Origin of the sequence: Streptomyces purpureus, from assembly GCF_014648195.1 — a bacterium.
Classification (GTDB): domain Bacteria; phylum Actinomycetota; class Actinomycetes; order Streptomycetales; family Streptomycetaceae; genus Streptomyces; species Streptomyces purpureus.
Map to the genome: position 1 here is coordinate 45,350 of NZ_BMQQ01000003.1, position 13,546 is coordinate 58,895.

A 13,546-nucleotide genomic window follows, 5' to 3' on the forward strand; every position below is an offset into this window, starting at 1 on the left:
GGTAGGATAGACAGCATGAGTGAGCCTACCGGCAAGTACTCGATCACCATGCCCCGCGACATCGCCGAAGCCGCCCGCGCGCGCAGTGGCCCGTCCGGCCTGTCGGCGTATGTGGCCGCGGCGGTCGCCCGGCAGATCGAGCGGGACAACCTCAACGAGCTGATCACCGTCGCCGAGGCCGAGCACGGGCCCATCGGAGAGGAAGAGATCCAGGCCAAGCGGGACCAGCTGCAACGCGCCCGCGAGGCACAGGGGCAGCGAGGGACGGACGCCGCGTGACGGCCTCGGCCGCCGTGCCGGGCGGTACGCTGGTCCTCGACAGCGAGGGCCTGGCCAAGGCCGTTCTGCGCGACCGTGAGGTGACGGGCTGGCTTGCTCTGGCGAGGGCCGACGACCTGCGCGTGATCACCAGCGCCGCCACACTCGTCGAAGTCGTCCACCCTCGGATCAATCGCCCGGCCCTCGAATGGACGCTGTCGCGCATCGTCGTCGAACCGGTCGGCGAGCCCGTCGCCCGCCGCGCGGCCGCCCTCCTGGCCGACACCGGGCTCGACGGGCACAAGTACGCCATCGACGCCATGCTCTGCGCGACCGCCCTCGCCGCCCCCGGTCCCGTGACGGTCCTCACCTCCGACCCGGAGGACATCGCGGCCTTGTGCGGTGATCGCGTCACCGTCGTCAAGCTGTGAGGCGCGCGGCTCAGTCGAGGCGGAGGTCGGCGAGCTGGCGCTCGAAGGGCACCACCTCGTCGGCGTCCGTGTCCACGTCCTCGTCCACGTCCTGGGCCGGGGCTTCGGGCTGCCGGCCGGCCATCAGGTCGGCCAGCTCCGTGCCGGCGCGGTCGATCCGGGACGGCAGGCCCGCCGTCCACTCGTCGCCGCCCGATCCCCAGTCCTCCGACGCCGCGTAGACGGCCGTCGGCACGATCAGTGCCCGCAGGTAGGCGAAGAGCGGCCGCAGGGCGTGGTCGAGGGCGAGGGAGTGGCGGGCGGTGCCGCCGGTCGCGGCGAGGAGGACCGGGCTGCCGCTCAGCGCGTCGGGGTCGATCAGGTCGAAGAAGGACTTGAACAGGCCGCTGTAGGAGGCGGTGAAGACCGGTGTCACGGCGATCACCCCGTCCGCGCGGGTCACGGCGTCGATCGCGGAGCCCAGGGCGGGTGAGGGGAAGCCGCTGACGAGGTGCTTGGCGATGTCGACGGCCAGGTCGCGCAGTTCGACGACCTGGACTTCGACCGGGCGGCCGCGCTCGGTCAGGCGCTCCTCGGTGGCCTTGGCGAGCCGGTCGGCGAGGAGCCGGGTGGACGAGGGCCGGCTCAGCCCGGCGGATACGGCGACCAGCTTGAGCGTCTGCATGGTTCAGGCCTCCTGAGCGCGTACGGCGGGGTGCAGCGGGGCGGTCGCCGGGACACCGGCGGGCCGCAGGTTGGCGAACTCCTTGCGCAGGACGGGCACGACCTCCTCGCCGAGGATGTCGAGCTGTTCCAGCACGGTCTTCAGCGGCAGACCCGCGTGGTCCACCAGGAACAGCTGACGCTGGTAGTCGCCGACGTATTCCCGGAAGGAGAGCGTGCGGTCGATGACCTGCTGCGGGGAGCCGACGGTCAGCGGGGTCTGCTCGGTGAACTCCTCCAGCGACGGACCGTGGCCGTAGACGGGCGCGTTGTCGAAGTAGGGCCGGAACTCCCTTACGGCGTCCTGGGAGTTCTTCCGCATGAACACCTGCCCGCCGAGGCCCACGATCGCCTGTTCGGCGGTGCCGTGGCCGTAGTGCGCGTACCGCTGCCGGTAGAGGCGGACCATCTTCTCGGTGTGCTGCTTGGGCCAGAAGATGTGGTTGGCGAAGAAGCCGTCGCCGTAGTACGCGGCCTGTTCGGCGATCTCGGGGGAGCGGATGGAGCCGTGCCAGACGAACGGCGGTACGCCGTCCAGCGGGCGGGGCGTTGAGGTGAAGCCCTGCAGGGCGGTGCGGAAGCGGCCTTCCCAGTCGACGACGTCCTCGCGCCAGAGCCGGTGCAGCAGGGCGTAGTTCTCGATGGCGAGCGGGATGCCCTGGCGGATGTCCTGTCCGAACCACGGGTATACGGGGCCGGTGTTGCCGCGGCCCGTCATCAGGTCGATCCGGCCGTCGGCGAGGTGCTGGAGGGTGGCGTAGTCCTCGGCGATCTTCACCGGGTCGTTGGTGGTGATCAGCGTCGTGGACGTGGAGAGGATCAGGTTCTCGGTCCTGGCGGCGATGTGGCCGAGGAGGGTGGTGGGGGAGGAGGGCACGAAGGGCGGGTTGTGGTGCTCGCCGGTGGCGAAGACGTCGAGGCCGACCTCTTCCGCCTTGAGCGCGATGGCGACGGTGTTCTTGATCCGCTCGTGCTCGGTCGGCGTACGGCCGGTGGTGGGGTCGGTCGTGACGTCACCGACGGTGAAGATCCCGAACTGCATCCTGCTCACCTCTCGCGGAGGCCCTTGGCCTCATATGGTTGAACTTTTAACCATCTCCTTCAACCGTGCGCCCTCACGTCGTATTCCGGCGCCCTCCCGTCGCCATCCGGCGCCGCTCCCCCAGGTCACCCGCCCGGGACGCTCCCGTAGAGTTCGCCGACGTGAGCTCCGTAATATCCGTCGTCGGGATCGGTGCGGACGGCTGGAACGGACTGTCCGCCGCCGCCCGCGACACCCTCAGCGCCGCCGAGGTCCTCATCGGCGGCCCCCGGCAGCTCGACCTGCTGCCGCCGGACGCCTGCCCGGGCGAGCGCCTCGCCTGGCCCTCGCCCCTGCGGCCCGCCGTCCCCGGCCTGCTGGCCGCCCACGAAGGCCGCCGCGTGGCGGTCCTGGCCAGCGGCGACCCCCTCTTCTACGGGATCGGGCGCACCCTCGCCGAGACCGTCGGCCCCGACCGCCTGCACGTGCTCCCCCACCCCTCCTCCGTCTCGTACGCCTGCGCCCGGCTCGGCTGGGCCGTGGAGGAGACCGAGACGGTCTCCCTCGTCGGGCGGCCGCTCGCCTCGCTGGTGGCGGCGGTCCACGACGGGCGGCGGGTGCTGGTCCTCAGCGCGGGCGCGGACACCCCGGGGGCGGTGGCGGAGCTCCTGCGGTCGCACGGCTTCGGGCCCAGCCGGCTGCGGATCCTGGAACAGCTGGGCGCGGACCGCGAGCGGATCCTCGACGCGACCGCCGACAACCCGCCGCCCGGGCCGGTCGACCCCCTCAACGTCATCGCCCTCGACTGCGTACGGGCCCCGGGCGCCCCGCGCCTCGGCGCCGCGCCCGGTCTGCCCGACGAGGCGTACGAGCACGACGGCCAGCTCACCAAGCGGCACGTACGCGCCGCCACCCTGGCGGCGCTCGCGCCCGCGCCGGGTGAGCTGCTGTGGGACATCGGCGGCGGTTCTGGTTCCATCGGCATCGAGTGGATGCGTACGCACCGCTCCTGCCGGGCGGTCGCGGTCGAGCGGGACGCGGCGCGGGCAGCCCGTATCGTCCGTAACGCCGACGCGCTCGGCGTCCCCGCCCTGCGGGTCGTCACCGCCGCCGCCCCGGCCGGGCTTGCCGGGCTCCCCCGCCCCGACGCGGTGTTCATCGGCGGCGGGCTGACCGCGCCCGGCCTGCTCGACGCCTGCTGGGAGGCGCTCGCGGAGGGCGGGCGGCTGGTCGCCAACACCGTGACGCTGGAGTCCGAGGCGCTGCTGGCGGAGCGCTACCGCCGCCACGGCGGCGAACTGATCCGGCTCGCCGTCGCCCACGCCGTGCCGGTGGGCGGCTTCACCGGCTGGCGGCAGGCGATGCCGGTCACCCAGTGGTCGGTCGTGAAGACCGCAGCCGAAGCCTCAGCCACCACAACGTCCGTCACCGGAACAGGAGATCGAGGATGACCGTCTACTTCATCGGCGCGGGCCCGGGGGCGGCCGACCTGATCACCGTGCGCGGCGCGCGTACGCTCGCGTCCTGCGGGGTCTGCCTGTACGCCGGCTCACTCGTCCCCACCGAGCTGCTCGCCGAGTGCCCGTCCGGCGCCAGGCTCGTCGACACCGCCCGCCTCGACCTGGACCAGATCGTCGAGGAGATCGTCCGCGCCCACGAGGCCGGCCAGGACGTGGCCCGGCTGCACTCCGGCGACCCGTCCGTCTTCAGCGCGGTCGCCGAGCAGATGCGGCGCCTGGACGCGGCCGGCATCCCGTACGAGATCGTGCCGGGCGTCCCGGCCTTCGCGGCCGCCGCGGCCGCGCTGAAGCGGGAGCTGACCGTGCCGACGGTCGGCCAGACGGTCATCCTGACCCGGATCGCGCAGCAGGCCACGCCGATGCCGCCCGGCGAGGACCTGGCGACCCTCGGCCGCAGCGGCGCGCTGCTCGTGCTGCACCTCGCCGCCCGGTACGTCGACCGGGTCGTCGACGAGCTGCTGCCGCACTACGGCGCCGACTGCCCGGCCGCCGTCGTCGCCCTGGCCAGCCGTCCGGACGAGGTGGTCCTGCGCGGCACCCTCGACGACATCGCCGCGCAGACGAAGGCGGCCGGCATCACGAAGACCGCCGTCATCATCGTCGGCCGGACGCTCGCCGCCTCGGAGTTCCGCGACAGCCACCTCTACGACCCGGCCCGCGACCGCCACACCTGCTGACGCGCGGCGCGCAAGGCTCAGGGCCTCAGGTCCCAGGCCTCACGCCTCACGCCTCACGCCTCACGCCTCACGCCTCAGGCCTCAGGCCTCAGGTCTCAGGCGAGCACCTTCGCCGCGAACGCGTGCACATTGCCGAGCATGCGGTCGATCTTCTCGTCCACCGTGAGAGTCTCCTCGTACCGGGGACGCAGCGCCGGCTGCCGCCTGCCCCGTACGTACAGGGAGCAGGCCAGGTCGGCGCAGGCGTAGATGCCGACGGTGTTGCCCTGGCGGCCCGGCTCGCCCGCGCGCGGGGCCGCGAAGAGGGCGACGCCTGAGGAGGCGTGGCCGGTCAGGCAGAACTGGCAGATGCTGGACTTGAGCGCGCTGGTGCGGGACTTGTCCGGGGTGCGCAGGGTGATCCCGACCGGGCTGCCGTCCGTGCCCGGAATCACCAGATGGCCGCGCAGCGGGGCGCCCGGGTCGCGCCAGCCCAGGAAGTCGAGCTCGGGCCAGGGCAGTTCGGCGAAGTCCAGGGGGAGCTTGAGACGGTTCGCCTCGCCCTTGGAGCAGTTGGCGAAGGAGCCGCGGATCTGTTTCTCGGTGAGTGGTTCCACTCCGCAAACGGTACGTATGAGACCGGAGGGGAGCATCCCAGTTTTTCGCGCGGGCTTTCGACGCGGGCCGGAGGGTCGACCCGCCGGTCGGCCCTCCGCCTTCACCGTTCGGCCGGCCCGTGCCTCACGGACCGTAGACGTCCGTGACCTCCAGGACCCTGACCGTGACCTCCACGCCCGCCGCGAGCTCCGCCCGCTCCGGGTCCGCCCGGAAGGCCGCCAGGGCCTTCCTGGACGGGAACCGCAGCAGATGGACCTCGCTGAGGCCGTCGCCCGTGCGCAGCCTGCGCTCCAGGCGTCCGCCGTGCCGGGGCAGCAGCGCCAGCACCCGGTCCTCGTAGGCGCGGGCGGCCTCGGCGGCGGCCGGCGGGACATCGAGAAGGACCGCGAGCTGGACGGCCGCCGGGGCGGCCGGGTCCGCCGGCTCAAGGCTCTTGTGGAAGTGGACGTCGACGTTGCCGCCGGGGATGCCCTCCGTACGGCCCGTCTCCACATAGCCCAGCCGCCGGTAGAACGGCGGGGCCTGGAAGGAGAAGGACGAGACGACCATCCGGGTGCAGCCCCGGCGGCGGGCCTCGTCCTCGGCCGCGCGCATCAGGCGGGAGCCCCAGCCGCCGGTGCGGTGGTCCTCCCGTACCCACAGCATGTCGACACCACCGAGACCGCCCCAGGTCCAGCCGGTGAGGCCGCCGATCAGCTCACCGGTCGACGGGTCGGTGGCGCGGACCGACAGTTCGGCCTCGTCGTCGAAGCCGGTGGCGGCATTGTTGAACGCGGTCAGCTCCTTGTCGAGGCGCGCCGACAGCTCCTTGTCGGCGCCCCCCACCGTCAGACCGCCGTCCCCGACCGCAGGACCGTCAGCCCCCACGGACGTCAGCCCGTCACCGGCCACCGACGTCACTCGTCGCCTTCCAGATCGCCCTCGGTCTCCAGGAACACCTGCCGCAGCGCCGCGAGCGTCTCGGCGTCCGGCTTCTCCCACATGCCCCGGGACTCCGCCTCCAGGAGCCGCTCCGCGATGCCGTGCAGGGCCCAGGGGTTGGCCTCCTTCAGGAAGGCCTGGTTCTCGGGGTCCAGTACGTACGTCTGCGTGAGCTTGTCGTACATCCAGTCGGCGACGACACCGGTCGTGGCGTCGTAGCCGAAGAGGTAGTCGACCGTCGCCGCCAGCTCGAAGGCGCCCTTGTAGCCGTGGCGGCGCATCGCCTCGATCCAGCGCGGGTTGACCACGCGGGCGCGGAAGACCCGCGAGGTCTCTTCGACGAGGGTGCGGGTACGGACCGTCTCGGGGCGGGTGGAGTCGCCGATGTACGCCTCCGGAGCCGTGCCCTTGAGCGCCCGGACGGTGGCGACCATGCCGCCGTGGTACTGGAAGTAGTCGTCGGAGTCGGCGATGTCGTGCTCGCGGGTGTCGGTGTTCTTCGCGGCCACCGCGATGCGCTTGTAGGCGCTCTCCATCTCGTCGCGGGCCGGACGGCCGTCCAGCTCGCGCCCGTACGCGTAGCCGCCCCACACCGTGTACACCTCGGCGAGGTCGGCGTCCGTACGCCAGTCCTTGGAGTCGATCAGCTGGAGGATGCCCGCCCCGTACGTGCCCGGCCGGGAGCCGAAGATACGGGTCGTGGCGCGCCGCTCGTCGCCGTGCTCGGCCAGGTCGGCCTGGGTGTGGGCGCGGACGAAGTTCTGCTCGGCCGGCTCGTCGAGCGAGGCAGCCAGGCGTACGGCGTCGTCCAGGAGGCCGATCGTGTGCGGGAACGCGTCCCGGAAGAAGCCCGAGATGCGCAAGGTGACATCGATCCGGGGGCGGCCCAGCTCGGCGAGCGGGATCGGCTCCAGGCCGTTGACCCGGCGCGAGGCGTCGTCCCAGCGGGGGCGGATGCCGAGCAGCGCCAGCGCCTCGGCGACGTCGTCACCGGCCGTGCGCATCGCGCTCGTGCCCCACAGGGACAGGCCCACCGACGTCGGCCACTCGCCGTTGTCGGTGCGGTAGCGCTCCAGCAGCGAATCGGCGAGCGCCTGCCCGGTCTCCCAGGCGAGCCGGGACGGCACCGCCTTCGGGTCGACCGAGTAGAAGTTACGGCCGGTGGGGAGCACGTTGACCAGGCCGCGCAGCGGGGAACCGGACGGGCCGGCCGGGACGAAACCGCCGTTCAACGCGTGGACGGCGTGGCTGAGTTCGTCGGTGGTGGCGGCGAGACGGGGCACGACCTGCTCGGCGGCGAACCGCAGCACGGCGGCCACGTCCGGGCCGTGGCCCTCGGCGACGGCGGGCACGGCCCCGACCGCCCAGCCGGCCGCCTCCATGGCCTCCACCAGCTGCCGCGCCTTGGCCTCCGCCTCGTCGGCGGTGGTGCGGGTCGCGGCCGACTCGTCCAGGCCGAGCGCCTCCCGCAGGCCGGGCAGGGCCTGCGTGCCGCCCCAGATCTGGCGGGCGCGCAGGATCGACAGGACCAGGTTGACCCGCTCGGGCCCGGTCGGGGCGCCGCCGAGGACATGCAGACCGTCGCGGATCTGCGCGTCCTTGACCTCGCACAGCCAGCCGTCGACGTGCAGCAGGAAGTCGTCGAAGCCGTCGTCGTCGGGGCGGTCCTCAAGACCCAGGTCGTGGTCGAGCTTGGCGGCCTGGATCAGGGTCCAGATCTGGGCCCGGATCGCGGGCAGCTTCGCCGGGTCCATGGAGGAGATCTGGGCGTACTCGTCCAGGAGCTGCTCCAGGCGTGCGATGTCACCGTAGGAGTCGGCGCGCGCCATCGGCGGGACGAGGTGGTCGACCAGGGTGGCGTGGACGCGGCGCTTGGCCTGGGTGCCCTCGCCCGGGTCGTTGACCAGGAACGGGTAGACCAGCGGCAGGTCGCCGAGGGCCGCGTCGGGGCCGCACGCGGCGGACAGGCCGGCGTTCTTGCCGGGCAGCCACTCCAGGTTGCCGTGCTTGCCGAGGTGGACCATCGCGTCCGCGCCGAAACCGCCGTCGGCGGCGGAGGCCGCGATCCAGCGGTAGGCGGCCAAGTAGTGGTGGGACGGCGGCAGATCGGGGTCGTGGTAGATCGCGATCGGGTTCTCGCCGAAGCCGCGCGGCGGCTGGATCAGGACGAGCAGGTTCCCGCGCCGCAGCGCCGCGAGAACAATGTCACCCTCCGGGTTGCGCGAGCGGTCCAGGAACATCTCGCCGGGCGGCGGGCCCCAGTGCTCCTCGACCTGCTCGCGGAGCTCCCCCGGCAGGCCGGCGTACCACCGCTTGTAGTCGGCGGCCGGGATCCGGACGGGGTTCTTCGCCAGCTGCTCCTCGGTGAGCCAGTCCTGGTCGTGGCCGCCGGCCTCGATCAGGGCGTAGATCAGCTCGTCGCCGTCGCCGGAGACAAGGCCCGGGATCTCGTCCTCGGGCCCGAAGTCGTAGCCCTCGGCGATCAGTCGCTTGAGGAGAGCCACCGCGGAGGCGGGGGTGTCGAGGCCGACGGCGTTGCCGATGCGGGAGTGCTTGGTGGGGTACGCGGACAGGACCAGCGCGAGACGCTTGTCGGCGTTGGGGATGTGGCGCAGCTTGGCGTGGCGCACGGCGATCCCGGCGACGCGGGCGGCGCGCTCGGGGTCGGCGACGTACGCGGGCAGGCCGTCCTCGTCGATCTCCTTGAAGGAGAACGGGACGGTGATCAGCCGGCCGTCGAACTCGGGTACGGCGACCTGGCTGGCGGCGTCCAGCGGGGACAGGCCCTCGTCGTTCTCCTCCCAGGCGCTGCGCGGGCCGGTGAGGCAGAGCGCCTGCAGGATCGGCACGTCCAGGGCGGCGAGCGCGCCGGCGTCCCAGGCCTCCTCGTCGCCGCCGGCCTGCGCCTCGGCGGGCTTGGTGCCGCCGGCGGCGAGGACGGTGGTGACGATCGCGTCGGCGCCGCGCAGCTGGTCGAGCAGCTCGGGCTCGGGGGCGCGCAGCGACGCCACGTACAGCGGCAGGGCGCGGGCGCCGGCGTCCTCGATCGCGTCGCAGAGCGAGCCGACGAAGGCGGTGTTGCCGCTCATGTGGTGGGCGCGGTAGTAGAGCACGGCGATCAGCGGGCCGCCGTCGTTCTTCGCCGTGCGCTCCAGGGGGCCCCAGGTGGGGGCGGGGGCCGGGGGCTCGAAGCCGTGACCGGTGAGCAGGACGGTGTCGGAGAGGAACCGGGCGAGCTGCTCCAGGTTGGCCGGGCCGCCGTGCGCGAGATAGGCGTGGGCCTCGGTGGCGACGCCGATCGGGACGGTGGAGGCGGCCATCAGCTGCGCGTCGGGGGCCTGTTCGCCGGTGAGGACGACGACGGGCCGCGGCTGCCCCTCGGCGAGGAGCACATCGAGCCCCTCCTGCCAGGCCCGCAGCCCGCCCAGGAGCCGTACGACGACGAGCTCGACGCCCTCCAGCAGCCCGGGCAGGTCGGCCAGCGGCAGCCGGGAGGGGTTCGCGAACCGGTAGGCGACGGGCCCGTCGGCCGCGCGGGCGCTCAGCAGGTCGGTGTCGGAGGTCGACAGCAGCAGGATCATGCGCGTGCGGGCCTTCCTCGGGGTGTCCGCGCCCCGGGTGGTCTGGTGGACGGCGGGAGTTCCTGACTCACCGGCTCGTCTCCTACCCCGGCTCACAGTGGCGGGACCGCGCCGGATTCTCACCGGGCTTCCTCCCTAGGGCCCTGGGACCCTGTGCCGTGTGCATAGTAGATCGTGCCTACCCGCAGCAGGGCGGTGGCCCGGGCCGCGATCGGCCTCCGACGACGACAACTAGGCGCATGAACAGGTCATCTTCGGTCATCCCACTCCTCATGAGGGCGAACCAGGCTTGTTTGACGGACGTCGCGTACGTGGCGGAGGCACCGTCGGCCCAGGCGGCGGGGCTCGTGTGGAGGGTTGGAGGGGCGGTGGGCGTACCAGGGGGAACGGACTGCGCGTGCTGGACCGTCCCTTCACCGTGGCAGCGCCGTCCGGTGCGCGTATCCGGGACCGGTTATTCCTCTCGTCGACGGACGAGGAAGTCCTTCGGCTGGTCGGCCGGCATCTGGGTCAGCTCGCGCGGGCCGACCTGGCCGCGCGGATCCGGCTCGGGAACGTCAAGGCGGCGGGCGCTCGGCGTACCGAGCGCAAGCGGGCACTGACCCGTCATTCCTCCTCGCGCTGGGCCGGGGCGATTACGCGTTCCTCCGAGGACCAGTACCAGCTCGCCCTGCGCTGCCTCTATGACCAGCAGGCCGGGCTGCGCCGCTCCGTGCGGAAGATCACCGCCCGCCTGGCAGCCCCGTGCGGGCAGCGCCTCAATGGCGTGCGCGGCTACGCCGACGAGGCGGAACGGCAGAGCAAGCAGCGGCGGCTGCAGATCCTCGGCGCGAGGCTCGTCGAGGTCGAGGCAAGGATCTCCAGCGGCCGGCCGACGGTCGTGGTGGGCGGGCGGCAGCTCCTGAAGCAGCGCCATCGGCTCGCCGACGTGGATTTGACCGTCGAAGAGTGGCAGGAGCGGTGGGACGCGGCCCGTTTGTTCCTCACCGCTGACGGAGAGTCCGGCGCGCCGCACGGCAACTACACCGTCACGGCCGACCCCGACTGCGGTGCCGTGGCGATTGCGCTTCCCGAACCGCTCAGGCATCTGGCGAACGCTCCCCGCGGGCGGTACCGGCTGAGCTGCACCGTCACGTTCCACCACCGTCGTGAGGAGTGGCTGGACCGCATCACCGCGAACAAGGCGGTCCGCTACGACATCGTCCACGACCCGCACCGAGATCGCTGGTATCTCGACGCCTCCTGGTCCGCCACCCCCGTGCGCCCACCCGCCCCGGAGGATCTGGCGCGGGCAGGGGCCAGGCTGTTGGGGGTCGACATCAACGCGGACCATCTCGCGGCGTGCGTCGTCGACGCGCACGGCAACCCGGTCGGACAGCCCTTCACCCTCTCCACCGACCTCAGCGGCCCCGCTTCCCGACGGGACGGGCAGCTGCGCGCCGCGATCACCGAACTCCTCACCGTCGCCGTCGAACACGGCTGCTCCGGTGTCGCGATCGAGAATCTGGATTTCGCCGAGGCTCGCGCCATCGGCCGGGAGACCATGGGCCGGGGCAGGCGGGGCAAGCGGTTCCGGCGCACGGTGGCCGGTATGCCTACCGCGAAGTTCCGGGAACGGCTGCGAGGCATAGCCCACCACCGGGGCCTGATCGTCGTTGCGGTCGACCCGGCGTACACCAGCCGCCGGGGCGGCCGGCACTGGCAGAACCCCCTGCAACAGCAGGCCAGGATTACGGTCACGCGGCACCACAGTGCCTCGTTGGCCATCGGCAGACGCGCTCTTGGCCACGGGCTGCGGCGTCGGCCAGGTGTGACCCGCAGGCGACCGGAGGATCGCCTCGGGAGAGCTACCGGCCAGGCCGTACCCCGCCCCGGGGCGCCCGGGACCGCAGACCCACCCAGGATGCCGGGCACGCCTCACACCGGCGGCAAGACCCGCGTACACCGACGTGACCAGCTCGCGCTGTCCCTGCCCTTCAAGACCGTTCGGAAGGCTGCCGGCTCGGGCCGGTTCGAGGCGATTTGACCAACTCTGGTCAGCGCCAAGAGGAACGGTATGCTCGCCGCCATGTCGCCCACCCCACCCAACGCGCCCAACCCGGGCGAACCTCTCATACGGGACCGTGGTGACGCCTGCCCCGGGGCGCTGCGGCTGCATGCGGCGGACGACGGGCGGCTGGCTCGACTGCGGCTGCCCGGCGGGCGTTTGACCGGGCGTCAGGTCATGGTGCTGGCCGATGCCGCGGAGTCTCTCGGGGACGGGCAGGTCAGTGTCACCTCACGCGGCAATGTGGAACTGCGCGGGCTCGGCGAGGACTGCGGGGCGCGGCTGGCCGGGCTGCTCGGGGGCGCCGGGCTGTTGCCGTCCGAGACCCATGAGCGGGTACGGAACATCGTGGCCTCACCGGCCGCCGGGCTGGACGGACTCGGCCACGCGGACGTGCAGTTGTGGTCGCGCGAGCTGGACGCGCTGCTGTGCGGGCGGGCGTGGACGGCGGCGCTTTCGGGTCGTTTTCTGTTCGTCCTGGACGACGGGCGCGGGGATGTGGCCGGGCTCGGCGGGGATGTGACCTTGCTCGCAGCGCCGTCACACGTGACATTGCGCGTCGGCGCCCGCTCTTTCCGGCTCCCGGACCCCGAGACCGCCCCGCGCGCCGCGCTCGCCGCCGCCGAGGCCTTCCTCGCGGCGGCCACGGCGGCCGGCACCGGCGCGTGGCGCGTAAAGGAACTGCCCGAGAGCCACGAGCCCGACGTGGCCGGGTCTCTGGAACGGGCCGGGATCGCCGCCGAGGCCGTACGGAGCGAGACGGCGGCCGCGATGGGCGGCTCTCACGGCGCGGCCACCCACGCCACAGCCGACCCTCTCGGCCCGGCCGCCCACGCCACAGCCGGCACCCTCGACGCGGCCACCCACGCCACAGCCGGCACCCTCGACGCGGCCACCCACGCCACAGCCGACCCTCTCGGCCCGGCCGCCGGCGCCACGACCAGCCCCTTCCCGCCGGAGGCGGGGGCACACGGCGGACCTCTCCGGCCCGGGCTGCTCGGGGACGGCTCCCTCTGCGTGCTCGCGCCCCTCGGGCGCTTCCGGGCCGGCCAGCTGCGCGCTCTGGTCCCGCCCGCGCAGGGTGAGGTGCGGCTGACGCCCTGGCGCGGGGCCGTCGTGAGCGGGTTCGCGGACCGGACCGCGGCCGGGGCGCGGCTGGGCGAGCTGGCGGACGCCGGGCTGATCACCGCGCCCGACTCGCCGTGGGCCGGGGTCGGTGCCTGCACCGGGCGGCCCGGGTGCGGCAAGTCCCTGTCCGACGTCCGCGCCGACGCCACCCCCGGGCCGGGAGGGCCGTACGCCCTGCCCGTCCACTTCTCCGGCTGCGCCCGCCGCTGCGGGCACCCCCACGGCGACTGGGTGGACGTCGTCGCCACCGCCGACGGCCAGTACACGGTGAACGGCGCCCCCACGCCCCGTACCGCGCTCACCGCCGCCGTCACCCAGGCCCGTACCCGGCCCGTACCCGCACCCCCGTACCCCCCCGTACCCGAGATGAGCGAGAACTGAAGGTGTTCGACTACGAGAAGGACGGCGCGGAGATCTACCGCCAGTCCTTTGCCACCATCCGCGCCGAGGCGGACCTCGCGGGCCTGCCCGCGGACGTCAGCCAGGTCGTCGTCCGGATGATCCACGCCTGCGGCATGACCGACCTCGTCCGCGATCTCGCATACAGCCCGCGGGTCGTGGCCCGCGCCCGCGAGGCCCTGCGCGCCGGGGCGCCCATCCTCTGCGACGCGCAGATGGTCGCCAGCGGCGTCACCCGCAAGCGGCTGCCCGCCGGCAACGACG

At 73.2% G+C, this 13,546-nt stretch carries 12 protein-coding genes and 1 riboswitch; of the genes, 7 read left to right on the forward strand and 5 right to left on the reverse strand.

Features of this window, described 5'->3' with window-relative positions; translation table 11 throughout:
* The first annotated feature begins 15 nt into the window (after nucleotides 1–15).
* Together IEZ01_RS05715 and IEZ01_RS05720 are read left to right on the forward strand one after the other, a co-directional pair.
* The gene (locus IEZ01_RS05715; protein ID WP_189200267.1) at nucleotides 16–279 is read left to right on the forward strand and encodes a CopG family transcriptional regulator; all 264 of its coding nucleotides are present in this window, start codon (nucleotides 16–18) and stop codon (nucleotides 277–279) included.
* A complete protein-coding gene (locus IEZ01_RS05720; RefSeq protein ID WP_189200269.1) occupies nucleotides 276–689 on the forward strand; it encodes a PIN domain-containing protein in 414 nt (137 codons plus the stop codon). Before IEZ01_RS05715 ends, IEZ01_RS05720 begins: the two co-directional genes overlap by 4 nt.
* Nucleotides 690–699: 10 nt before the next feature.
* Here the strand turns inward: IEZ01_RS05720 and IEZ01_RS05725 are convergent, their stop codons facing one another.
* Together IEZ01_RS05725 and IEZ01_RS05730 are read right to left on the reverse strand one after the other, a co-directional pair.
* A complete protein-coding gene (locus IEZ01_RS05725; protein ID WP_189200271.1) occupies nucleotides 700–1,353 on the reverse strand; it encodes an FMN reductase in 654 nt (217 codons plus the stop codon).
* A gap of 3 nt (nucleotides 1,354–1,356) precedes the next feature.
* Entirely contained in the window at nucleotides 1,357–2,433 is a 1,077-nt protein-coding gene (locus IEZ01_RS05730) for an LLM class flavin-dependent oxidoreductase (protein ID WP_189200273.1), read from the reverse strand.
* A 161-nt stretch (nucleotides 2,434–2,594) separates the two neighbouring features.
* On the opposite strand from IEZ01_RS05730, the gene cbiE reads away from it, so the two are divergent.
* Together cbiE and cobM are read left to right on the forward strand one after the other, a co-directional pair.
* The gene (gene cbiE, locus IEZ01_RS05735) at nucleotides 2,595–3,863 is read left to right on the forward strand and encodes a precorrin-6y C5,15-methyltransferase (decarboxylating) subunit CbiE (RefSeq protein ID WP_189200275.1); all 1,269 of its coding nucleotides are present in this window, start codon (nucleotides 2,595–2,597) and stop codon (nucleotides 3,861–3,863) included.
* Nucleotides 3,860–4,609 (forward strand): precorrin-4 C(11)-methyltransferase, encoded by a 750-nt coding sequence (gene cobM / locus IEZ01_RS05740; RefSeq protein ID WP_189200278.1) that lies wholly within the window; start codon nucleotides 3,860–3,862, stop codon nucleotides 4,607–4,609. The genes cbiE and cobM overlap by 4 nt, the downstream gene beginning before the upstream one ends.
* A gap of 95 nt (nucleotides 4,610–4,704) precedes the next feature.
* On the opposite strand, the gene IEZ01_RS05745 is transcribed toward cobM, so the two are convergent.
* The 3 genes from IEZ01_RS05745 to cobN form a co-directional block, all read right to left on the reverse strand.
* Entirely contained in the window at nucleotides 4,705–5,205 is a 501-nt protein-coding gene (locus IEZ01_RS05745; RefSeq protein WP_019887971.1) for an FBP domain-containing protein, read from the reverse strand.
* Nucleotides 5,206–5,329: 124 nt separating this feature from the next.
* Nucleotides 5,330–6,106: a GNAT family N-acetyltransferase gene (locus IEZ01_RS35830; protein ID WP_019887970.1), complete on the reverse strand. Its 777-nt coding sequence runs from the start codon at nucleotides 6,104–6,106 to the stop codon at nucleotides 5,330–5,332.
* The gene (gene cobN / locus IEZ01_RS05755; protein WP_189200280.1) at nucleotides 6,103–9,708 is read right to left on the reverse strand and encodes a cobaltochelatase subunit CobN; all 3,606 of its coding nucleotides are present in this window, start codon (nucleotides 9,706–9,708) and stop codon (nucleotides 6,103–6,105) included. The genes IEZ01_RS35830 and cobN overlap by 4 nt, the downstream gene beginning before the upstream one ends.
* Nucleotides 9,709–9,745: 37 nt before the next feature.
* Nucleotides 9,746–9,881: riboswitch (cobalamin riboswitch) on the reverse strand.
* Nucleotides 9,882–10,105: 224 nt separating this feature from the next.
* Between cobN and IEZ01_RS05760 the strand changes: the two genes are divergently transcribed.
* The 3 genes from IEZ01_RS05760 to IEZ01_RS34705 form a co-directional block, all read left to right on the forward strand.
* On the forward strand, nucleotides 10,106–11,734 hold the full coding sequence (locus IEZ01_RS05760; protein ID WP_189200283.1) for a hypothetical protein: 1,629 nt from the start codon (nucleotides 10,106–10,108) through the stop codon (nucleotides 11,732–11,734).
* A gap of 42 nt (nucleotides 11,735–11,776) precedes the next feature.
* The gene (locus IEZ01_RS05765) at nucleotides 11,777–13,264 is read left to right on the forward strand and encodes a ferredoxin-like domain-containing protein (RefSeq protein WP_373287567.1); all 1,488 of its coding nucleotides are present in this window, start codon (nucleotides 11,777–11,779) and stop codon (nucleotides 13,262–13,264) included.
* 2 nt (nucleotides 13,265–13,266) lie between these two features.
* Nucleotides 13,267–13,546 (forward strand): precorrin-8X methylmutase (locus IEZ01_RS34705; protein WP_229832725.1); only part of this gene is annotated, 280 nt, incomplete at its 3' end.